This is a genomic window from Kitasatospora sp. NPDC043950, from assembly GCF_056435345.1.
This window is the reverse complement of record NZ_JBWKER010000059.1, coordinates 21911-43818: the sequence shown is the minus strand read 5'-3', so window position 1 is coordinate 43818 and position 21908 is coordinate 21911. Positions and strand designations below refer to the sequence as shown.

At 74.2% G+C, this 21908-nt stretch carries 16 protein-coding genes and 1 tRNA gene; 10 read left to right on the top strand and 7 right to left on the bottom strand.

The features are described 5' to 3' along the window. Positions 1–195: 195 nt before the first annotated feature. Positions 196–1287 (bottom strand): ABC transporter ATP-binding protein, encoded by a 1092-nt coding sequence (locus AC07BF_RS31330; RefSeq protein ID WP_363582337.1) that lies wholly within the window; start codon positions 1285–1287, stop codon positions 196–198. Positions 1288–1570: 283 nt separating this feature from the next. Between AC07BF_RS31330 and AC07BF_RS31325 the strand changes: the two genes are divergently transcribed. Further along, positions 1571–1644, top strand: a tRNA-Thr gene (locus AC07BF_RS31325). Positions 1645–1764: 120 nt separating this feature from the next. On the opposite strand, the gene AC07BF_RS31320 is transcribed toward AC07BF_RS31325, so the two are convergent. Next, positions 1765–2178 carry a CU044_2847 family protein gene (locus AC07BF_RS31320; protein ID WP_478317650.1) on the bottom strand — a complete coding sequence of 138 codons (414 nt, stop codon included), beginning with the start codon at positions 2176–2178 and terminating at the stop codon, positions 1765–1767. Positions 2179–2302: 124 nt separating this feature from the next. Here AC07BF_RS31320 and AC07BF_RS31315 point away from each other — a divergent pair, with 124 nt between their 5' ends. Next, positions 2303–3526 (top strand): hypothetical protein, encoded by a 1224-nt coding sequence (locus AC07BF_RS31315; protein WP_363631751.1) that lies wholly within the window; start codon positions 2303–2305, stop codon positions 3524–3526. On the opposite strand, the gene AC07BF_RS31310 is transcribed toward AC07BF_RS31315, so the two are convergent. From AC07BF_RS31310 to AC07BF_RS31300, 3 genes are read right to left on the bottom strand one after another with little or no spacing between them, the layout of a single operon-like run. After that, entirely contained in the window at positions 3516–4109 is a 594-nt protein-coding gene (locus tag AC07BF_RS31310; RefSeq protein ID WP_363631749.1) for an NUDIX hydrolase, read from the bottom strand. The genes AC07BF_RS31315 and AC07BF_RS31310 overlap by 11 nt on opposite strands. A 43-nt stretch (positions 4110–4152) precedes the next feature. Next, on the bottom strand, positions 4153–7341 hold the full coding sequence (locus tag AC07BF_RS31305) for a trypsin-like peptidase domain-containing protein (protein ID WP_478334233.1): 3189 nt from the start codon (positions 7339–7341) through the stop codon (positions 4153–4155). Beyond that, positions 7338–8210: a hypothetical protein gene (locus AC07BF_RS31300; protein WP_363631745.1), complete on the bottom strand. Its 873-nt coding sequence runs from the start codon at positions 8208–8210 to the stop codon at positions 7338–7340. The genes AC07BF_RS31305 and AC07BF_RS31300 overlap by 4 nt, the downstream gene beginning before the upstream one ends. 202 nt (positions 8211–8412) lie before the next feature. On the opposite strand from AC07BF_RS31300, the gene AC07BF_RS31295 reads away from it, so the two are divergent. The 3 genes from AC07BF_RS31295 to AC07BF_RS31285 all read left to right on the top strand — a co-directional run bounded on the left by AC07BF_RS31295 (position 8413) and on the right by AC07BF_RS31285 (position 10894). Beyond that, entirely contained in the window at positions 8413–9741 is a 1329-nt protein-coding gene (locus AC07BF_RS31295) for an MFS transporter (protein WP_478334232.1), read from the top strand. Between the two features lie 211 nt (positions 9742–9952). Further along, positions 9953–10186 (top strand): hypothetical protein, encoded by a 234-nt coding sequence (locus AC07BF_RS31290; RefSeq protein ID WP_363582182.1) that lies wholly within the window; start codon positions 9953–9955, stop codon positions 10184–10186. A 162-nt stretch (positions 10187–10348) separates the two neighbouring features. Continuing rightward, positions 10349–10894: a methylated-DNA--[protein]-cysteine S-methyltransferase gene (locus tag AC07BF_RS31285; protein WP_363582181.1), complete on the top strand. Its 546-nt coding sequence runs from the start codon at positions 10349–10351 to the stop codon at positions 10892–10894. A gap of 83 nt (positions 10895–10977) precedes the next feature. Here AC07BF_RS31285 and AC07BF_RS31280 read toward each other — a convergent pair whose 3' ends face one another. Next, on the bottom strand, positions 10978–12066 hold the full coding sequence (locus AC07BF_RS31280; RefSeq protein ID WP_400986251.1) for an ATP-grasp domain-containing protein: 1089 nt from the start codon (positions 12064–12066) through the stop codon (positions 10978–10980). A gap of 378 nt (positions 12067–12444) precedes the next feature. On the opposite strand from AC07BF_RS31280, the gene AC07BF_RS31275 reads away from it, so the two are divergent. The 4 genes from AC07BF_RS31275 (at position 12445) to AC07BF_RS31260 (ending at position 18225) form a co-directional block, all read left to right on the top strand. After that, positions 12445–13866 (top strand): family 2B encapsulin nanocompartment shell protein, encoded by a 1422-nt coding sequence (locus AC07BF_RS31275; RefSeq protein ID WP_363631741.1) that lies wholly within the window; start codon positions 12445–12447, stop codon positions 13864–13866. Between the two features lie 288 nt (positions 13867–14154). Then, positions 14155–15204: a family 2 encapsulin nanocompartment cargo protein polyprenyl transferase gene (locus tag AC07BF_RS31270; RefSeq protein WP_363631739.1), complete on the top strand. Its 1050-nt coding sequence runs from the start codon at positions 14155–14157 to the stop codon at positions 15202–15204. Positions 15205–15475: 271 nt separating this feature from the next. After that, positions 15476–16822 carry a DUF1254 domain-containing protein gene (locus tag AC07BF_RS31265; protein WP_400842948.1) on the top strand — a complete coding sequence of 449 codons (1347 nt, stop codon included), beginning with the start codon at positions 15476–15478 and terminating at the stop codon, positions 16820–16822. A 68-nt stretch (positions 16823–16890) separates the two neighbouring features. After that, positions 16891–18225: a DUF1254 domain-containing protein gene (locus AC07BF_RS31260; protein ID WP_400842945.1), complete on the top strand. Its 1335-nt coding sequence runs from the start codon at positions 16891–16893 to the stop codon at positions 18223–18225. A 45-nt stretch (positions 18226–18270) separates the two neighbouring features. Here AC07BF_RS31260 and AC07BF_RS31255 read toward each other — a convergent pair whose 3' ends face one another. Next, positions 18271–20145 carry a BACON domain-containing protein gene (locus AC07BF_RS31255; protein WP_478334231.1) on the bottom strand — a complete coding sequence of 625 codons (1875 nt, stop codon included), beginning with the start codon at positions 20143–20145 and terminating at the stop codon, positions 18271–18273. A gap of 150 nt (positions 20146–20295) precedes the next feature. On the opposite strand from AC07BF_RS31255, the gene radA reads away from it, so the two are divergent. After that, positions 20296–21795, top strand: coding sequence for a DNA repair protein RadA (radA, locus tag AC07BF_RS31250; RefSeq protein ID WP_363617780.1), 1500 nt, complete (start codon positions 20296–20298; stop codon positions 21793–21795). Positions 21796–21908 lie beyond the last annotated feature (113 nt).

Here is a 21908-nt window from a genome sequence, read left to right as displayed (position 1 = left end):
CCTCAGGAGAGTAGCGGTGGGTACGGGCCGGATCGCCCTCCGTGACACCATCGAGTGACACCGTGTCCGGGTTCGTCCCCCCACCGTGTTGACGTGGGGGTGTACGGACGGAGCCCGCCGGACCAGGAATGATCCGACGGGCTCCGTCGTGCCGGCTTGCCCTGCCGGTCGACCGACCGGCAGGGCGCGCCGTGCTCAGCTGCTCAGACGGGCGCCCGAGCTGGTCGAGAACACGTGGGTCTCGTTGGCGATCGGCACGACGTGGATCGTCTCGCCACGGGCCGGGATCTGCCGGCCGTGCACGCGGACGACCAGCTCCTTGTCCTCGCCGCCGATCTTGGTGGTGCCGTACACGAAGCCGTCGGAGCCGAGCTCCTCGACGACGTTCACCGTCACCGCGACACCCTCGATGCCGCCCGCCGGGACGATCTCGAAGTGCTCCGGGCGGATGCCGACCGTCACCGACTTGTCGGTGCCGGCGCCGGCCAGGTCGTCGCGCGAGACGTTGACCACCGAGCCGCCGAACTTCACGCCGCCGTCCACCAGCGGGACCTCGACCAGGTTCATCGCGGGCGAGCCGATGAAGCCGGCCACGAACAGGTTGGAGGGCCGGTCGTACATGTTGCGCGGGGTGTCGACCTGCTGGAGCACGCCGCCCTTGAGCACCGCGACCCGGTCGCCCATGGTGAGCGCCTCGGTCTGGTCGTGGGTGACGTACACCGTCGTGATGCCCAGGCGGCGCTGGAGGCCGGCGATCTGGGTACGGGTCGAGACGCGCAGCTTCGCGTCCAGGTTCGACAGCGGCTCGTCCATCAGGAAGACCTGCGGCTGGCGCACGATCGCGCGGCCCATCGCGACACGCTGCCGCTGACCACCCGACAGCGCCTTCGGCTTGCGGTCCAGGTACTCCGTCAGGTCGAGGATCTTCGCGGCCTCCTCGACCTTGGTGCGGATCTCCGCCTTGTTCACGCCAGCGATCTTGAGCGCGAAGCCCATGTTCTCGGCGACGGTCATGTGCGGGTACAGCGCGTAGTTCTGGAACACCATGGCGATGTCCCGGTCCTTCGGCGGCAGGTGCGTGACGTCCCGGTCACCGATCCGGATGGAGCCGCTGTTGACGTCCTCCAGACCGGCCAGCATGCGCAGGCTGGTCGACTTGCCGCAGCCCGAGGGGCCGACCAGCACGAGGAACTCGCCGTCCGCGATCTCCAGGTCCAGCGCGTCCACCGAGGGCTTGTCCGCCCCGGGGTAGACGCGGGTCGCCTGGTCGTACGTGACAGAAGCCATGGTTGTTCTCTCCTTCACCGGCAGGAACGTGCCGGACGATCCGAGTAAAGGGGCGTTCGTTCGCCTCCGTCAGCCCGCCCAGTGGTCTGAACCACCTCACGAACCGACTCCGGGCGACGCTACCTGCGCCTCCGCCGCTTGTCAGCCCCCAGCCCGCCCGATTTCGGCATCGGTTCCATCACGCCCACCCAGCCCGCCAACCCCCGGATATCCCCCCACCCCACCTGCCGGGCCCGGTAGACTGCCCCCGGTGCCGCCGTGATCCCTCGCGGACGGTCACCGTGCCTCCTTAGCTCAGCTGGCCAGAGCACCGCTCTTGTAAAGCGGGGGTCGTCGGTTCGAACCCGACAGGGGGCTCGCGTAGGAAGCAATGCGACCGGTGCCCGAAGGGCCGGCTCGCCGGAGTGATCCGGCGGAGCCGGCCCTTCGTCGTTGCCGGGGCGTGCCGCAGGCCGTGGGGTGGTGCGTGGCGGTCGATCAGGTGGGTTCGGGTGTGGATTCGCCCGGTTCGCCGGATTCGGCGGGTTCGTTCGAGTCATCGGATTCCTCCGATTCCTCCGGTTCGTTCGGCGGGCCGGAAAGGGCGGTCTCGCCGCTTTTCCGCCAGGTTGCCGTCACCTTCAGGCTGGCCTTTCCGTCGACTCCCGTCACCGCGCTCACGAGGACTCCCGTCTTGACGGAGAGCTCGATTCCGAATTCGAGCGTGAATTCGTCGGGGGCGGCCGCCCGCAGGCCGGATCGCACGTTGCCGACCACGGTCTGGAGGGTGCTCGCGAGGTCGTCCAGCTGGTAGCTGGGGCGGCGCAGGGCGACGTCCCTGGGCCCGCGCTGCTCCTCGATGCGGGCCCAGAATGTCCCCTCGGGCGTCACTACTTGGACAAGCTCCGACATTTCTCCTCCAAGGGGTGCCGTTGCCGGGGTCGAATTGCCGGAAAACCGGTGACCGGCCCGGGCCGTGGGCCTATCCTTCTTCTTCGCGAGGGGAACTGTATCGGGCGCCGAGGGGTGGCAGGCCATGGATATGGGACAGCGGGCGGCGGGTACTGAACGCATCTACCTCTCCGATGTGGAGCCGCACGCGGCGGCGCCGATCGACCGGGCCTCGGACCTGCGGTCGCGGGTCCTGCTGCATGTCCTCTTCGCCGACACCCTGCTGATCGGCGACTCGCAGGGCCTCAACAACAGGTACTTCCGAGCGCTCGTCGACGCCGAGGAGGCGCGGAAGGTCCGCTGGTCCCCGGGTACGGCGGCGCTCTCGGACTTCGGCGCCCTCCTGGAGGCGGGCCGGCTGCGGGTCGCGCTGCGGGCGGGCGGGACCCTGCACCGGATCAGCGACGGCCACCGGGCCGAGGGCGTGGAGAACGCGCCCGACGTCCCCTACGTGGAGCGGTTGACCGGGGTGTCGTCCGCGCACACGGTGCCGTACGACGGGTCGGCCGTCGCCGCCGCGTTCAAGTCCGGTGTCCTGACGCGGATCGAGGCCGCCGAGCGGGACTTCGCCGGGAGCGCGCGGGAGGCCCTCGAAGCCGCTCGCGCCTGGGTCTCCGAGCAGGATCCGCTGCTCTACAAGCAACTCCGGGACTGGCTGGCCGGCTACCGGAGCGCGCGCCCGGGGGGCAGCGCCGAACTCGTCCTCGTGCTCCAGTCGGTGGACGACTGGGCCGGCGAGTCCTACCGGCGGGCGCTGCCGCAGGCCCTGGGCGTCGGCATGGCCGGCCCGCGCGACGGCGAGGGCACCATCCCGGTCTTCCGGAGCCGGCGACTCGTCGAGTACGCGGGGTTCCCGGCGGTGATGCTCGACAACCTGCTGCTGTCCCAACTTCCGGTGGAGGTGGTGTTCGAGGCGATCGAGCAGCCCTCCCGGGTGGCCCTGGTCGCGGAGTTGGGGCGGCTGCGCCGGGGGATCCAGCCGGACACGGCGGTGCTGCGTTCGGCGGTCGACGAGTTCAGCTCGTGGACGCTGGAGGCGTTCGAGCGCACCTTCCGCCGTGTCGGGGGTCTGGCGTGGGAGCACTTGCGGGGTGAGGTCCGGCTGATGCGCTTCGGGCTGGACGAGGACCCGGTCGCCGGTCGGCTGGGGGCCGGCCTGGAGGTGGTCTCCCCGGCGACCGACGGCGTTCGCGACCTGTCGCTCCACGTGGTGAACGGCCCGGGTGCGGCGGGCCCGGACCCGCAGCGCCGGGCGCAGCCGCGGCCGTTGTGCGAGCTCGATCCCTTCGAGCGGGTGGTCACCCTCTGACCGCCCCGGTCTGCGGGTCGGGGTGGGCCTGGAGGAGGGCGAAGGCGGCCAGGGTGACGCCGCAGGTGATCCGGCCCTGCCGCAGCCAGCGCGCCATCAGGTCGGGGGAGACCCAGACCGGGTCGGTCACCGATTCCATGGCCTCCGGACGGGCGGTGGCGGTGCCCCCGGGGAGCACGGTGGCGCGGCAGACGTGGATGCCGTTCTCGATCAGGCCGGTGTCCGCGTGGATCAGGCCGAGGCTCTCCACGGTGGAGGCGATGAGGCCGGTCTCCTCCCTGAGCTCGCGCGCGGCGGCCTCCTCCGGGGGTTCGCCGGGCTCGCAGCCGCCGCGCGGGAACTCCAGCGAGGCGGCGCCGACCGGGTAGCGGTAGGAGGGCACCAGCGCGATGCCGTCGGGGCCGGTCGCCACCACGACGACGCCGGTCTGCGACCACTGCCACCGGAGGTAGTTGCCGGCCGTGCCGCCCGGGGCGACGACCTCGTCGTTGTAGAGCCGGCCGAAGCGGTTCCCGAAGACCTCGACGGCCTGGCGGCGTCGGATCGGGGCGGGCGCGGCGAGGTCCTGAGAGTCCGTGGGCATCATGCTCCTACCTGCCGTCGTAGGGCCGCAGGTGGCGACGGCCTCACCTGCCATGATTGCCCATGGTCGCCAGCTGCTCCACCCAGTGTGCGCGCTCGTCGGTGAACTCGGTTATCTCCGAGGAGAGTTGGACAAGCATCCGGAGCGAGGACCGTTGTGCGGCGAGCCGTTGCCGGTCGCCGGGCGGAAGGGCGGCGCGCAGCTGTGCGGCTTCCCGCAGCGCGCGGTACGCCTCGTCGTCCCGTCCGGCCCGGACGAGGCCGATCGCCTGCCGGTGCAACGCCTCCGGGAGCCTGGCCAGGTAGCGGCCGGGCTGCTGGTCGGCGAGCTCGCGCAGCAGCGCGAGCGCCCGGTAGCCGGCCGCCACCGCTTCGACGGGTCGGCCGGCCAGTTGCCCGCACCGGGCGAGGAGTTGGAGGCAGGTCAGCAGGGTGTCGTCCTGCCGGGCCCCCGGTTCGGCCTCCTCGCACAGCTCGACGCCGTGCGCGGCCGCGTCGAGGGCGGCGCTCACCTGGCCGTCCTCCATCCGCACCAGGGCCAGGGTGCTCAGCGCCGTCGCGGTGTCCAGGAGGTACGTCTGGCGCAGGGTGTCGTCCCCGTCCGCCCCGGCGAGGAGTTCCTCGTAGTGGGCGACGGCCGACCTGGCGTGTTCGAGCGCCGGTTCGGTCCGGTGGGCGCGGTGCAGCAGGAGGCTCACGTTGTGGAGCGCCCTCGCGTACTCGGGGAGGTGGCGTCCGGTCTGCCGGACGAGGTCCCGGCTGAGGCGGACGGCCTGCTGGGCGGCGGTCAGCGCCGAGTCGCCGGGGCGGACGCCGTCCGCGCCGAGTCCGCCGGGGGCCAGTCCGTCCGAGGCCGGTCCGCCCGGGGCCGGTCCGCCCGGGGCCGGTCCGCCGGGGGCCAGTCCGCCCGGGGCCAGTCCGTCCGCGGCGGGTCCGTCCGGGGCGGTCTCGTCGAGCCGGAGGCTGTAGCTGATGAGGCGGCGCAGCCTGCGCAGCTGGTCCTCCTCGCCGAATTCGGGGTCCGGCTGGTCCAGCAGGCGCTTCAGGACCAGCGCCGCCACCGGCGACATGCTGGAGGGGTAGCCGGGCAGCCGGCTCTCGACGGCGGCGAGGACGTCCGGTCCGCACGCCCGTACGGCGGGCAGCATGAGGGCCGCCAGCGGTTCGGCGTGCGGCAGTACGGCGCCGTTGGCGGCCAGGGCCGGCAGGAGCGCGTCGGGCCGCTCGGCGATGCTCCGGGCCAGTGCGGCGTCCAGGGCCGGGTGGGCGGGGTGGTCCACGACCCGCCCCACCCCGGTGCAGCCGCGGGCACGGGCGAGGATCTCCACGGTCTCGGTGGCCGCCGCGATCCGCTGCTGCGGCGAGGCGGGGTGCGGCGGGTCCAGCAGGGCGAGCAGGTACTCCTCGGAGCGTCCCGAGCTCTCCGGCGTACTCAGCACCCGTCGGACCAGGATCTCGCCGATCCGGCTCGGGCCGACGGGGGCGACCAGGCCGTCCTCGGCCGGGTAGAGCATGCGCAGGAGGGCGTTGACGACGTTCATGTTGAGGGGCGGATGGTGGGGGAACGCCTCGGCCCGGACCCGTTCCAGCAGGGCGATCAGCCGGTCCGAGCGTCGCCCGGGGGCGAGCACCGGGACGAGGAGGAGCCCTTCCGCCAGGAGCCGGCCGGCCTCGCCGGCCAGGGCCGGCTCCGCGGGCAGCCACGCCGTGAGCTGCGCGTGCCAGACCCGGACCTCGTGGTCGCAGAGCCGTTCGAGCGGATCGCCGTGCCCGGACCAGCTGCTTCCCCGGGCGAGGGTGAGGACGGCGTCCAGCGCGAGTGCCAGCACGCCGAGCAGCGAGTCCTCCCGCCCGGCGCGCGACGGAAGGCTCCTCGGTACGGGCAGGCGGTCGTGGCCGAGTCGTCGGGCGAAGACCTCGAAGGCCGAGACGACCAGCGCGGCGGGTGAGGCGTCCCCGGTGGCGGTGGCGGTGGCGGTGGCGGTGGCGGCGGCGGCGGAGGGGACGGAGGGGACGGAGGGGATCGTCCTGGGGAGTTCCACGACGCTGGCGTCGGCCAGTGCCCAGTCGTCGACGCCGCTCTGCAGCGCCCGCCAGAAGGGCTCGGCCGTGCGGGCGAGCAGCAGCAGGCGCAGCCGGGGCTGCTCGGGTCCGAACCGCGAGACGTGGTCCACCAGGGTGCGGATGTCCTCCAGCCGGGCCTGGGCGTAGTCGAAGACGGCGAGGACCGCCAGACCGTCGTCGAGGGCGGTGGTCAGCTCGTCCAGCCACCCCGCCCCCGCGAGGCTGCTGCGCTGTACGAAGCCCGCGAGCCAGCCGTCCTCGGCCATCAGCCGGCACAGTTCGGCGGCGAGCCTGGTCTTGCCGGAGCCGCCAGGCGCGTGGAGCAGGCGCAGCAGCAGCGGGGTCCCGTCGGCGCACCAGGCCCGCAGTTCGGTGAGTTCCGGGCGGTCCACGAAGGGCATCGCGCCCTGCGTCAGCAGCTGGGCGGGGGTCGGCCGGGGCGTCTGGCGGGGCCGGTGGTGTCCGTACGCCCCGAAGAGCCGGACCTGGCGCCCGGCCCGGTCCATCGCCAGGTCGTACCAGGCCGTGCCGGGCCGGTGGCCGAGTCCGTTGCGCCGGGCCAGTTCGGGGAAGCAGGTCCGCACCGCGTCGACGGGGACCATCCAGCCGCCCAGGACGGCCGTCTCGTCGCGGGAGGTCTTGAGCACTCCGCACACCCGCCCGGTGGCGGGGTCGAGCACGAGGCTGCCGCTGAACCCCTGGACGACCTGGTCGCTCTTGAGCCGGACGAAGTGGCCCGCTTCGCCGGAGCGGCCGACGACGGAGAGGTACAGGGTGTCCCGGTGGGTGCCGGCGTCCAGGGTCGCGTCGCTGAATCCGTGGACGATCACGTCCGAGCCGCCGGGGGGCACCTGATCGGCGAGCCAGACGCCTGCGGTGTCCAGCGGTTCGGGGAGCCGGAGCACCGCGAGGTCCGGGTACGCGTAGATGCCGCCGTCCGGGTCCTGCCGCGGTTCCCGGGCGACCACCTCGGCCCGGAGCGTGCGCCCGTGCACCGTCACCGCCGGGTGCGGGTCGGAGCGGACGACGTGGGCGCAGGTCAGCACGGTGTCGGGGGCGACCAGGAAGCCGGTGCCGGAGCTCTCCGCGGTCTCGATCAGCACCGCTTGTTCCGTGGCGAGTCGGCTGACGGCCTCCCGGCGCCGCCGGGTCTCGTTGTCGGGGATCACTCGGGGTCCCTTCGATCGGGGGTGCCAGGGTGTCGTGCCCGGCCGTCGGAATCCAGTGAGGGAGGTGCACCGGGACGTAGTTGACGCAGGGTCCAGCCGTGGGCGCCGGGGGTCAAGGGGGTGGTGTGGGCGGTGAGGAGTTCGGCGGCGCGGCGGTAGGAGAGGCGGGCGCGGCCGGTGTGGGGGCAGCGGTCGGGGGCGGGGGTGCCGGCGGGGGCGCGGCGGTCGGTGAGGAAGAGCGGGCCGGCGGTGCGGCCGGCGACGAGGAGGGGGAGCAGCCGGGCGGTGCCGCTCCGCCAGTGGACGGGGGTGCGGCCGGGCCGGTGGAGGGTGCGGTGCCGGGACAGGTCGAGGTCGTCGGTGTCGAGGGCGAGGACGGTGTCGATGGCGGCGCCTGACTCGTGGAGCAGGTGCCAGAGCGACTGTTCGCGCAGGGGCGCGCGGAGGGTGAAGAGGGCGCGCAGGTCGTCGGGTGTCAGGGGAGTGACGGTCGGTTCGGGCCGCGGGTCGGGGTGCAGGTCGGTGGTGGGGTCGTCGTCGAGCCAGCGCTGGGCCCGCCACCAGGCCACGGCGGCGCGCAGGGTGGAGAGTTCGCGGTTGAGTGTGCGCGGGTCGGTGTCGGCGCGGCGGCGGTCGGCGGCGGTGCGCAGGCGGCGGGCGGCGTCCGGGTGGTCGAGCAGGGCGAGCGGGAGGACGGGCGGCCGGGCGCGCCGCCGTTCGGGGCCGGTGGGGGCGGGGCGGTCGGCGAGGGCCCAGGCCCAGGTGTTCAGGGCGATCCGGTAGATCCGCCGGGAGCCTTCGGCGAGCCCGGAGGCGGCCAGGTAGCGCTCGACGGCGACGGCGTACTCGACCGGGGGGAGCTCTGCCATGGCGGGGCCTCTTCCGCAGTAAATCAACTCGGGTCGGACCCCTGAAGGCTATCTGCGAAGCGCAGTAAATCGCAGATGAACGGCCGTTTTTGAGGCCGTTTACTGCGGCAGTCGGCAGAGCGTGAAATATTGAGGCCAAAAGACTCAACTTTTCCCCGGAAACCCTTGAACGCCGTTCCCGTCCGGAGGCAGACTGCCGCCCATGGCAGTGGATGCGGAACGGATCCCGGCCCGCCGCCGGCGGCTGGGAGACCGGCTCGCCGTGCTGGGCGAGCGCGATTTCGCGTGGTTCTTCGTCGGCTACTCGACCTCCCTCCTCGGCTCCTCGATGGCGCCGGTGGCGGTGGCCTTCGCGGTGCTCGACGGCGGCGGCAGCGGAACCGACCTGGGGTGGGTGATGGCGGCCCGGATCCTGCCGGTGGTGCTGGTGCTGCTGGCCGGCGGGGTGATCGCGGACCGGTTCGGCAGCCGCCGGGTGATGCTGGGCGCGGACGTCCTGCGCGGGCTCGTCCAGGCGGTGTTCGCCGCGCTGCTGACGGCCGGGCGGGCGCCGGTCTGGGCGATGGTCGCGCTGGTGGCGGTGTGGGGGGTCGGGGAGGGGCTGTTCCTGCCGGCGCTCGGGGCGATCGTGCCCGGCCTGGTGCGCCGGAAGGAGCTCCTGGCCGACGCGAACACCCTGCTGGGGCTGGCCCGTTCGGTGGCCACGGTGGCCGGGCCCGCGACGGCCGGCCTGGTGACGGCGACGCAGGGCCCGGCGGTGGTCCTGCTGGCCGACGCGGTGACGTACGGCGTCGGCGCGTTCGCCCTGGCCAGGCTCCGGCTGCCCGACCGGGCGGCGAACGCGGCCGGAGGCGAGCAGTCGATGCTCGCCGAACTGCGGGCCGGCTGGTCGGAGTTCGCCTCCCGGCCGTGGTTCTGGATCACCACCGTCCAGATGGGCCTGTTCAACCTGCTGGTCTGGGCGCCGTTCCTGGTGCTCGGCCCGCTCACCGCGCAGCGGGACCTCGGCGGTGCCCGGGCCTGGGGTCTGGTGATGGGGGTGTACGGCGTCGGCGCGGTGCTGGGCGGGCTGGTGATGCTCGGGCGCCGGCCCGAGCGGCCGCTCGCGGTGGCCACCGTGGCCACGCTGGCCTGGGCGCTGCCCTCCGCCGCGCTCGCGGCCGGTGCGCCGCTGCCGTGGGTGGTGGCCGGCGCGCTGGTGGCGGGGGTCGGCTCGGCGGTCAGCGGGACGCTGCTCAGCACGACGATGCAGAGCTGGGTGCCGCCGGAGGTGCTCGGCCGGGTCAACTCCTTCGGGGCGCTCGGCGCGTTCGTGCTGGGGCCGCTCGGGCTGGCGGCGGCCGGACCGGCGGCGGACCGGATCGGCGTGGACAAGGTGCTGCTGCTCGGTGCGGTCTGGCAACTTGCGGCCGGTACGGTGGTGTTGGCGGTTCCGGCGGTCCGGAACCGCCGGTGGGAGGGGAGCCGGCACGGCGAGGGCGGGCGTCAGGGCGGGGACGGGCGTCACGGCGACCAGGAGGGCGCGCCCTGACCCGCGCTGGTCCGACCTTCCCGGGATCCGCCGACCACCCGCCCCCGAACGGCTCCGGGGCGCACCCCCGGCCCCGGTGCGGCCCACCGCGCCCGGCCGGCTCCGGAGCGCGACCAGGTCCGGCCGCCGCACCCCCGCCGCCCGCGGCGGGCGCCGCGGCCGGGCCGGTCGTACCGTGGAGGGAGTGGGGGTGGACGGAGGAGGTTTGACCATGCCCGGTTCGCTCACCATCAGCCACCACGAGTCCGCGGCCACCCTGGACCGCACGGACGCCGATCGGCTCGCCACCGTACTGGCGGAGCTGGCGTACCTGCTGGAGATCCCGGGGCCGAACCGGATCAACGACGCGCAGCTCACCCTGCTGTGCGAGGGCCGGGCGCCGGACCGCGCCGAGCTGTCGCACTGGTCCCGGGCGCTCGCGGCCGAGCTGAAGGGGCGGCGCTGACGGCCCCGGTGCCCGCCGCAGCCGACGGTTCCGGTGCCCGCCGACGCCGGAGGCGCGCCGCCCCGCCCGCCGTACGATGGCGTGCGGGGCGGGCGGACGTCGTGCGCCCCGCGGGCGCCGGGGTGGCCGGCGGCCGGTCCGGCGGAGGGTGGGGGCCCGAGCGTGCCGCAGTCCTGGTCGATGTCCTGGCTGACCGTGGAGACGCCGCTGCCCAGCGGCCCGATGCACATCGCCGTGACGCCGCTGGGCGTGGCGGCGGCCGGGTACGGCGGGCGGGAAGGCGAACTGCCGCCGTGCACCGACGCGTCGAAGACCGCCGCCGTCCGGGACCGGATCGGCGCCTATCTGGCGGGCCGCAGCCGTGAGTTGGGCCTGCCGATCGACTGGAGCCTGAGCTCCGGCCCGCACCGCACCGTGCTGCGCACGCTCTGGCAGGAGGTGCCGTACGGCCGGACCATCACCTACGGCGAACTGGCGGCCCTCAGCGGGGTGTTCGAGGACGTGGCCGAGCCCGGTCTGGCGGCGCGGACGGTCGGCCAGATGATGGCCGCCAATCCCGTCGCCCTGCTGGTGCCCTGCCACCGGGTGGTGGCGGCGGACGGGATCGGCGGCTTCGGCGGCGGCCGGGTGGGGATCGACGTGAAGCGCTGGCTGCTCACCCTGGAGGGCGTGCTGGAGCCGACGCTCGACTGGAACGGCCCGCTGTAGCACCGGGGTTGCCGCCGGTTTGGCCGCGCCGAGCCGCGTGTCGCGGGTGAGCCCCGCACGAGCCGCCCACCGTCGCGTCCGGGCTACCGCTGTCGGACGAGGGAGACCGGGGCGGGCGCCCGGCGCTGTAGCACCGGCTGGATGCCGGAGACCAGCGTGTACTCGACGCCGTGCACGTCCGGATCCACCCCGGTGGGCTCCGGCCGTTCGCCGAGCGCCAGCCGGACGGCGTCCCAGGGCAGATTGAGGCCGCACAGCCGCAGCTGGTGGAGCCCGGCGGCGGGCCGGGTGTTGACGTCGATCACCACCGGTCGCCCGGCCAGTTCGCGGAACTGGATGTTGGACAGGTAGGCCATCCGGCTCGCCCCGACCAGGCGCCGGACCGGCTCCAGGTACCGCGGATCGGTGGTGAAGCCGCGGCGGCGGCCCGCCTTGGTGCGGCCGACCACGGTGAGCGGGTGGCCGGCCCGGTCGGCGAGGCAGTCCACCGAGACCTCCGGCCCGTCCAGGTAGGGCATCACCAGCAGGTCGACGGGCTCGTCCCGCTCGTCCTCCTCGTCCCCCGCGCCCGGTCGGGCGGACAGGGCGGCGGCCACCTGCTCGACCTGGACCCGGTGGTCCCAGCCGTGAAGCCGCCGCGGCCCGTACGGCTCCCGGGTGAGCACCCGGAAGCCCGCGCCGCCCGCGCCGGTGGTGGGTTTGAGGCAGGCGGTGTGCCCGGCGGCCTCGATCCGGTCGACGGCGTCGAGCAGTTCGTCGGCGGTGCGCACCCGCCACCAGGGCGGGGTGGGCAGTCCGGCGGCGGCGATCGCCCGGTAGCCGTCGGCCTTGCTGGTGTAGGTGGCGATGGCGGTGGCCGGCGGGCAGAGCAGGGTGGTGCCGATCGCCTCGAACTCCGGCCGGGCGAGGGCGATGGCGAGCTGGTGCAGCTGCGGGAGGAAGACGGTTATGGAGTGCCGGGCGCAGTAGTCGAGCGCGTAGCCGACGTAGGCGTCGGCGGGCAGGTCGGCGGGTTCCAGGGTGCCGTGGTCGGCGGCGGCGAGCACCGGGGAGTCGGGGTCGGCGTGGGTCGCGTGCACCGCCACCGGGCGAGGGGCGGTGCGGAGTTGTTCGATGAAGAAGACGTTCTCGGCGTAGGTGCGGTTGAGCCAGACACGGACGGGGGCTGTCAAGACTGCCTCCCAGGGCATGGGGTGACGAAGGGTCAGGGCTCGTGGTCGGCCGTGCTCGTCAACTGGCCTGGCGGCCCTGTGAGGTGGCACCCTAGCGGCCGGCTCCCCGGGCCCGGACGGGAGGGGCGTCGTGTGTGCGGGCGTCAAGGGGTGGCGACGGAGGGGGTGTCGATGGGGGAAGATGGGAGGCGGTATTCCCGATAAGTTCGAATAATCTGTCGAACAGATATCGATCGAGTGATCCAGTCGTACTATTTGTTCGGTTATCCCGAACCACTCGAATGAGTGATTGCGGCATGCACCCGAATGGGCCCACCATGAAGCTGCAACATGAATGCGCAAGGCGACACTTCATCGGGCATGCGAAGGGCTCCCCCTATGTCGACCGAAACCAATGCCGGTGTTCCCGCGCCCAGCGCGCAACCTGAGATCCGGCAGCAGCAGAGTCTGAGCACGGCGGGTGCGCGGAACCTCGCCACGACCACCAAGTCCGCGCCGCAGATGCAGGGCATCAGCCCGCGCTGGCTGCTCAGGACGCTGCCCTGGGTGCAGGTGTCCGGCGGTGCCTACCGGGTCAACCGCCGCCTGCGCTACTCGGTCGGCCGCGGTCGGGTGAGCTTCGTCAAGACCGGCTCCGAGGTGCGGATCGTCCCGCCGACGCTGGCCGAGGTGCCGGTGCTGCGCGGCTTCCAGGACGAGGCCGTCCTGACGGAGCTGGCCGGGCGCTTCGTCCAGCGGGAGTTCGCCGCCGGCGACGTACTGGTCTCCGCCGGTGCGACGATCAACGAGGTCTTCCTCATCGCGCACGGCAAGCTCGAACGGCTCGGCACCGGCAAGTACGGCGAGGAGACGGTGGTCGGCACCCTCGCCGACGGCGACCACCTCGGCGACGAGGCCCTCCAGCAGGAGGAGGGCACCTGGCCGTACACCGTCCGGGCCGCCACCTCCGGCACCGTGATGGCGCTCTCCTGGCCCGCCTTCCAGGAGCTCCACGACCGCTCCGAAGCCCTGCAACTGCAGGTCATCGAGTACCTGAACGGCTTCCAGCAGGCGCAGAACAAGCACGGCGAGGCCGCGATCGACCTCTCCGCCGGCCACCGGGGCGAGTACGAGCTGCCCGGCGCCTTCGTGGACTACGAGCTCAAGCCCCGCGAGTACGAGCTGAGCGTCGCGCAGACCATCCTCAAGGTGCACTCCCGCGTCGCGGACCTCTACAACCAGCCGATGAACCAGACCGAGCACCAGCTCCGGCTGACCATCGAGGCGCTGCGCGAGCGCCAGGAGCACGAGCTCGTCAACAACCCCGAGTTCGGCCTGCTGGAGAACGCCGCGTACGACCAGCGGATCCAGACCCACTCCGGCCCGCCCACCCCGGACGACATGGACGAGCTGCTCAGCCGCCGACGCGGCACCAAGATGTTCCTCGCCCACCCCAAGGCCATCGCCGCCTTCGGCCGCGAGTGCAACAAGCGCGGCCTCGTCCCCGGCACGGTCGAGGTCGAGGGCAAGCACGTCACGGCCTGGCGCGGGGTGCCGGTCTTCCCGTGCAACAAGATCCCGATCGTCGGCGGGCACACCAGCTCGATCATGGCGCTGCGCGTCGGCGAGGACAACCAGGGCGTCGTCGGCCTGCATCAGACCGGAATTCCGGACGAGTACCAGCCGAGCCTTTCGGTGCGGTTCATGGGAATCGACGACAAGGCCATCATTTCCTACCTGGTCAGCGCCTATTACTCCGCCGCGATTCTCGTCCCGGACGCGGTCGGCGTCCTGGAGAACGTGGACGTCGCGCAGCGCTAGGCGCTGTCCGGGGCGCGGCTCCGTCATTCCGGCCGGGCGCGCGATATCCGGGCACGCGCCCAGGCCCCGGGGCCGGGCACCGACCGACCGGAGCCGGTCGGAATTCCACGCCGCCCGGTCGGGGCACCCACACCCCGGCCGGGCGGTGCGCCGCGGCACGTCCGGAAAGCGGGCCGGCCGCCGACTGGCCCGGCCGCCGACTGGCCCGGCCGCCGACCGGGTCGGCCGACCCACGACCGGCACCTCACACCAGGCCGCCTCACCGCAGGCCGACAGGGGGAGAAACCCATGACGAGCTCCACACTGGAGCGGGACCACAAAGAGGGGAACGAGGCGGCGGACGTCCTCGCCCGGGCCCGCAACCTGGTCGATCCGGTCCTGCGGGCCGCCGTCGACTCACTGCCCGGCGCGATGCGCAAGGTCGCCGGCTACCACTTCGGCTGGTGGGAGGCGGACGGCTCGCCCGTCGAGGCCCCCTCCGGCAAGGCGATCCGGCCCGCCATGGTCCTCGCCGCCGCCCAGGCGCTCGGCGGCACGGCCGCCGAGGCCACCGCCGCGGCCGCCGCCGTCGAGCTGGTGCACAACTTCACGCTGCTCCACGACGACGTCATCGACCGGGACGAGACGCGCCGCCACCGGCCCACCGCCTGGCGGGTGTTCGGCACCACCGAGGCCATCCTGGCCGGGGACGCCATGCACTCGCTGGCACTGCGCCTGCTCGCCGAGGACGCCCACCCGGCCGCCCGCAGTTCGGTCCGCCGGCTCACCGACTGCGTGGTCGAGCTGTGCGAGGGCCAGCAGATCGACTGCGCCTTCGAGCAGCGCAGCGACGTCTCGCTCGCCGAGTGCCTGGCGATGGCGGAGGCCAAGACCGGAGCCCTGCTCGGCGCCGCCTGCGCGATGGGCGCCCTGTACGGCGGTGGGTCGGAGGAGGCCGTGCAGGCGATGGACGGCTTCGGCCGGGAGATCGGCCTGGCGTTCCAGCTGATCGACGACCTGATCGGCATCTGGGGCGATCCGGCGGTGACCGGCAAACCGGTGGGCGCGGACCTGGTCGCCCGGAAGAAGTCGCTGCCGGTGGTCGCGGCGCTGGGCTCCGGCACCCCCGAGGGGGCCCGGCTCGCCGGGCTGTACGCCCTCGAACGCCAGCTCAGCCCTGAGGAGTTGGCACAGTGCGCGGCGTCCGTCGAAGGCGCCGGCGGCCGCGGCTGGGCGCAGGGCGAGTCCTGCGAGCGGATGGCGGCGGCGATGGCGCAGCTGGCCACGGCCGTCCCGGAGCCGTCGGCGGCCGACGAACTGCTGGTGCTGGCCGAACTGGTCACCCGCCGCAGCCACTGACCGGTCTCGTCCGACCGGGCTGGTCCGACCGGACTCGGCTGACCGGACTCGTCGGGAGCGGGAAGTCGGCCGGCCCGACTTCCCGCTCCGGGCCCGGAGGCTCAGCGCCGGTGGCCGGTGGCCGGTGGCTGCCGGGCGCCCGGGAAGCGTCGGGCCACCCGACATGCTGACCCGTCCCGCCCCGCATAGCATCCCCTATGTACTCGTATGTCCAGAATTCCGGTGCGCGCCTGCGCCGCCGGCCTTCCGTGTACTGGGGAGAGCGACGAGCATGGCCAACCCGGCACTCGTGGACCCGGCCACGATCCGCGCGACCGCCGCCGAGGCCTGGATCCGTGGCTACCCGATCCTGCGGAACTACCGCACCCTGTACGCACAGGCACTGGACGACGCGGACCCGGGGTACGTCGGCGGCTTCGGCGTCTTCCGCCACCGCTCGCAGCCGTTCACCCCGGCCGACACCGACGTCGCCTCCCCCGACAACGACACACTGCACTCCTGGGCCTGGCTCGACCTGCGCGCCGAGCCGTGGGTGGTGTCCGTCCCGGCCGCGGACCGCTACTACGTCCTCCCGCTGCACGAACTCGACACCGTGTACGCCGGGTTCGTCGGTTCCCGGAGCACCGGCCAGGAGGCCGGCGACTACCTGGTGGCCGGCCCCGACTGGCAGGGCGAGCCCCCGCCCGGCGTCCGGGGCGTGCTCCGCACCGCCACCCGCCTGGTCGGCATCCTCGGCCGCACCCACCTCACCGGCGACACCCCCGCGGACGTCGCCGAACTGAAGGCCGTCCAGCAGCAGTACCGGCTGCGCCCGCTGCACGAGTACGCCGGCACCCCGGCGCCCGCCCCCGCGCCGGAGCCGGTCTGGCCGGTCTGGCGCGAGGAGGTGCTGGACACCGTCGAGTTCCTCAGCTTCCTCGACTTCCTGCTCGGCTTCTTCCCGCTCCGCGGGCCCGTCGAGCTGCCGCCCGCCGAGGTCGACCTGCGCGGCCGCCTCACCGACCTCGGCATCGACGGGCGCGGCGAGTTCGAGCCCGCCACGCTGCCGATCGAGGTCCGGGCCGAGATCGAGCGCGGCATCGCGGACGGCCGCGCACGGCTGGAGCGCGCCGCCGAATCCGAACCCACCAGCCCGGCCGCACTCTTCGGCACCCGTGAGCGGATCGGCGGGGACTTCCTCCGCCAGGCCCTCGGCGCCAGGCTCGGCCGCTACGGGCTGCCCACCGAGGAAACCTGGTGCGGCGGTTGGGCGGCGGACAGCGCGGGCAACCGGCCGCCGAACGCCAGCGACCGCGACTACGTCGTCCGCTTCGGCCCGGACGACCTGCCGCCGGCCCGGTACTTCTGGTCCGCCACCATGTACGCGCTCCCGGACCGCCTGCTGGTCGACAACACCCTGGACCGCTACGCGATCGGCGACCGCACCCCCGGCCTGGTCCGCGACCCGGACGGCGGACTCACCCTCCACGTCCGGCACAAGCGGCCCGCCGACGCCCAGCAATCCGCCAACTGGCTGCCCGCCCCGGACGGCCCGTTCACGGTCGTCGTCCGGCTCCACGGCCCGGACCGGTCCGTCCTCGACGGCCGCTGGCGCCTCCCGCCGCTCGACCCGAGCTGACCCGCAGCGCAGAAAAGCGCAGAAATCCGCACCGCAGAGACCGCGCCGACCGGACGAAGGACACCCCGATGAACCACCCCGAGCTGGAGGCCCTGGCCGCCGACGCCTACGTCTACGGCTACCCGCTCGTCGCCGACCTCACCATGGTCGAGCGCTTCTCCAGGGGCGGCCTGGGCACTCTGCCGGCGGCGTCGTTCAACCACTTCAGCCACGCCACCCGGCTGGCGGGGCCCAAGGACCACTTCGTCTCGGTCAACAACGACACCCTCTACTCGATCGCCCAGCTCGACCTCTCCGAAGGCCCGCAGGTGCTGCGCGTCCCGGACACCGCGGGCGCCTACTACGTGCTGCAGGTCGTCGGCGCGTGGACGGACAACGTCGCCTATGTCGGCAGCCGCGCCACCGGCACCGGAGAGCAGACCTGGCTGATCGTCCCTCCCGGCTGGCACGGCACCCCGTCCGACCCGGCCCGGGTGATCGAGGCGCCGACCAGGGTGGCGACCGTCGTCGGCCGCTTCGCCTGCACCGGGCCGGACGACCTCCCCCGGGTCAGGGCCCTCCAGAAGGCCCTCACCCTGGAGCCGCTGGAGCCCGGCGGGCTGGTCGCCGGACTGCCCGAGCCCGATCCGGAGGTGCCCGAGCGGCTGGCCTTCTTCGAGCGGCTTCGGGTCTGGATGCAGGCCTTCCCGCCGGCCGGTCCGGACGTCGAGTACCAGCAGCGCTTCGCCCCGCTCGGCCTGCTCGACGAGGGCACCTCGCCGTACCGCGCGGCCGCCGCGGACTGGACCCTCGCGCTGGCCAAGGGCCTGGCCGCCGGCCGCGAACGGGTCGAGGACGCCACCCGCCCGCCCGAGGACCACCCGCCCGGCGAGTGGCGCTCGGCGCTCCACCTGTTCGACTACAACATCGACCACCTGGGCCCCGGCACCCTCGACGACCCCGAGTGGCGCATCCCCGACCGCCGCGCCGGCTACCTCAGCCGGGCCGCCGCCGCCCGGGCCGGCCTCTGGGGCAACCACGCCTACGAGGCCTCGTTCGCGATGACCTACGACGACTCCGGCGGCCGCCCGCTCAGCGGCGCGCACCGCTACACACTGCGGTTCGACCAGCCACCGCCCGCCGAGGCGTTCTGGTCCGTCACGATGTACGCGCTGCCGGACTACTACCTGGTGGACAACCCGATCGAGCGCTACGCGATCGGCGACCGCACCCCGGGCCTGGTGTACGGCGCGGACGGCTCGCTCACCCTGACGCTCCAGCACGAGCAGCCCGAGGACGAGGTGGAGGCGGCCAACTGGTTGCCCGCCCCGGTCGGCGAGTTCCGGCCGATCATCCGGCTCTACCAGCCGAAGCCGGCCGTGCTGGACGGCAGTTACCGGGTGCCGCCGATCGACCGGAGCTGACCGCCGTCGCCGCCGGGCGCGGACGTCGAGGGGGACACCGGACGCTCAGTGCGGAGCCGGGGTCGCGGTGCCCGTCGCGGTGCCCGAGGGCGGTGGCGAGGACGGGTGCGCGGACGCCGACGCCGACGCCGACGCCGACGCCGACGCCGAAGGCGAAGGCGACGCCGAGGACGACGCCGACGACGAGGGAGCGCCGGCCGACGGCGACCCCGACGGGGACGGAGCCGCCGTGGCCGTCACCGACGGCTGCGGGGAACTGCTCGGCTGCGGGTCCGCCGTGGCCGACGCCGACGCCTCCGGTGCGGCGGGGGAGGAGGCCGAGCCGCCCCGGTTGTGCGGTCCGCCCTCCAGGGTGACGACCGCCTGCGAGGGCGGCAGCGCGATCCGGGCGGTCCAGTGCGCCGTGGGCGCGAGGTCCTCGTCCACGGTGACGGTCACGGTGATCCGCTGGCCCGGTGCGAGGGTGCCGGAGTCGCGGCTGAGCCGCAGCCAGGCGGCGTCCGTCACGGCGTGCCAGTGGATCTCGGTGGTGCCGGAGTCGGTGAGGGTGAGGATGGTCCGGCTGCCGTACTCGGCGGCCTCGACGGTGAGGAGTCCGACCGGGGCCGGTTCGGCTCCGCCCGGGCCGCCCCCGGTCGGCGCCTGTCCGACGGCGGGGGCGGGGGCGGCGACCAGGGCCGGACTGCCGATCGGGGTCGCCCCGCGGGCCGGTACCGGGACCGCCGGGCCCTGGAGGGTCAGCCGTGGAAAGGCAAGGGGCAACGTTTCTGCACCGATCACCCCGGCACCCACCGCCCCCGCACCCGCCAGCTCCATCCCCGGCACCCCCGGCAGCCCCGTGCCCGCCGGTGCGCCCGCCGTCGGCCACGGCTTCGACGGCTGCTGCCCGCCCGTCCGCCCGGCCTCCTCGACCCGCACCGTGGACACCGCGGACGCCGTCCCCGACCCGCCGCTCCGGTGCCCCGCCCACAGGGCGACCACCGGCGCCGCCAGGACGGCCGCGAGCACCCCGGTGGTCACCACCCGCCGACGCACCGCCAGTGCCCGGCCCGCGTCCGGCGCCCGGTGCCGGGGGAAGCCGCCCTGGTCGAACCGCAGCCCCGACTCGGCCGCCGGCACCGCCCCCGCCCGCCGCACCGCACCGACCGCCGACGGCAGGTGGCCGATCACCGACGGCAGGTGGGCCGCTCCGGCGCCCGGGGGCGCCGGAGCGGGGGCGGGAGCCGCCAGCAGCGGCAGCCCGGACATCCCCGCCGCGCCCTCCGTCGCCGCACCGGCCACCCGCCCCGCCGTCCCCCGGCAGGTCGGGCAGTCCACCACGTGCTGCACCAGCTCCCGGCGCAGCGCCGGGCCGAGCACCCAGTCCCGCCAGGACTCCGCCCCGGCCCCGCCGAGCCGGTCCAGTTCCGGGCAGCTGCCCACCCCGAGCACCAGCAACGCCGCCCTGGTCCTGGCCACCTCCGCCTCGGCGGCGGCGAGCAGCGCGCGGGTCCGCTCGAACGGCAGGCCCAGCACCGCCGCCACCTCGTGCGGGGTCAGCCGGTGCCGGACGGACAGCTCCAGCGCCTCGCGCTGCTCCGGGTCGGTGCCGGCCGCCTCCGGCCAGGCGAGCGAGGCCAGCTCGCGCCGCCGCCGGGCCGCCTCGGCCTCGGTCGGCTCCGCCGTGGCGTCCCGTCCGGCGCCGCCCGCGAGCCGCCGCAGGCAGCAGTACCGGGCCAGCGAGAACAGCCAGGCCCGGACCAGCCCGGGCTCGGTCAGCCGGGCGCCGTGCCGCCGTGCCAGTTCGCGGGCCTCGCGCAGGGCGCCGGTGGCCGCGTCGTGCTCGCACAGCACCGAGAGGCAGTAGGTGAACAGGCCGTCCACCTGCCGGTCGTACGCCGCCAGCACGGCGGCCGGCGGCCCTTCAGTACGCGTTGTCACCCGTCCGACGGTAGAGACGGCGGGCGGCGCACCCCGGCCGTTCGCCGTGTATGTACTTCTTTCGGGTAACAACATCGCCCATCTGTGTGGGTTTGGGCCCGGCTCCGGTGGAGCAAGGCGTTGTCGGACCCAGGCGCTACGGTGGGCCGCATGGCTGCCCGTACCAAGACCACCGCCAAGCCGCGCCCGGCGTACCGCTGCACCGAGTGCGGCAACCAGCTGCCCAAGTGGGTCGGCCGCTGCCCGGAGTGCAACGCCTGGGGCACGGTCGAGGAGTACGGCGCGGTGCCGATCCGGACGACCGCCGCGGGCCCGGTCAGCTCGCCGGCCCGTCCGATCGGCCAGGTGGACGGCCAGGTCGCGACGGCCCGCTCGACGGGCGTGCCGGAACTGGACAGGGTGCTCGGGGGCGGGCTGGTCCCCGGCGCGGTCGTCCTGCTGGCCGGCGAGCCCGGCGTCGGCAAGTCCACCCTGCTGCTGGACGTGGCGGCCAAGGCCGCCACCGACCGGCACCGCACGCTCTACGTCACCGGCGAGGAGTCGGCCGGTCAGGTCCGGCTGCGCGCCGACCGGATCAACGCGCTCTCCGAGCACCTCTACCTCGCCGCCGAGTCCGACCTCGGTGCGGTGCTCGGGCACATCGACGCGGTCAACCCCGGTCTGCTGATCCTGGACTCGGTGCAGACCATCGCCTCCGCCGAGCTGGACGGCGCCCCCGGCGGTCCGGCCCAGGTCCGCGAGGTGGCGGGCGCGCTGATCCGGGTGTCCAAGGAGCGCGGCATGGCGACGCTGCTGGTCGGCCACGTCACCAAGGACGGCCAGATCGCCGGCCCGCGCCTGCTGGAGCACCTGGTGGACGTGGTGCTCAGCTTCGAGGGGGACCGGCACGCCCGGCTGCGGCTCATCCGCGGGATCAAGAACCGCTACGGCGCCACCGACGAGGTGGGCTGCTTCGAGCTGCACGACGAGGGCATCGTCGGCCTGGCCGATCCGTCCGGCCTCTTCCTGACCAGGCGTGACAAGCCCGTCCCGGGCACCTGCCTCACCGTCACCCTGGAGGGCAAGCGCCCGCTGGTGGCGGAGGTGCAGGCGCTGATGGTGGATTCGCAGATCCCGTCCCCGCGGCGCACCACCTCGGGCCTGGAGTCGCCCCGGATCGCGATGATCCTGGCCGTGGTGGAGCGGCACGGCGGGGTGAAGCTCGGCAAGCAGGACATCTACACCGCGACGGTGGGCGGGGTGAAGCTGAGCGAGCCGTCCGCCGACCTCGCGATCGCGCTCGCGGTGGCCAGCTCCTCCTCGGACACCCCGCTGCCCAGCAACCTGGTGGCGATCGGTGAGGTCGGCCTGGCGGGCGAGGTACGGCGGGTGACGGGGGTGCAGCGGCGGCTGGCCGAGGCGCACCGGCTGGGCTTCACGCACGCCCTCGTCCCGCCGGATCCGGGCAAGGTGCCGCCGGGCATGAAGGTGGTCGAGGTGGCCGACATCGGCGAGGCGCTGCGGGCCATCCCGGGCCGCCGCCGGGCCGCCGCCAAGCCGCGTGCTGAGGCACCGTCGGCGCCGCCGGCCCCGCGCGCGGCCCGGGTCGTCGCGCACCCGGAGGAGCTGATGGAGGGCTGGGAGCCGCTCGACTCCGACGAACTGCGCTGACCCAAGCCCTGTCGATGCCGCACGCAGTTAGACTTTCCCCAGTCTCATTGGCCAGAAGGCAGTACCGAGCGGTACTGAGCGACAGAGCAACAGACCGCGGACCGGCGCACGGC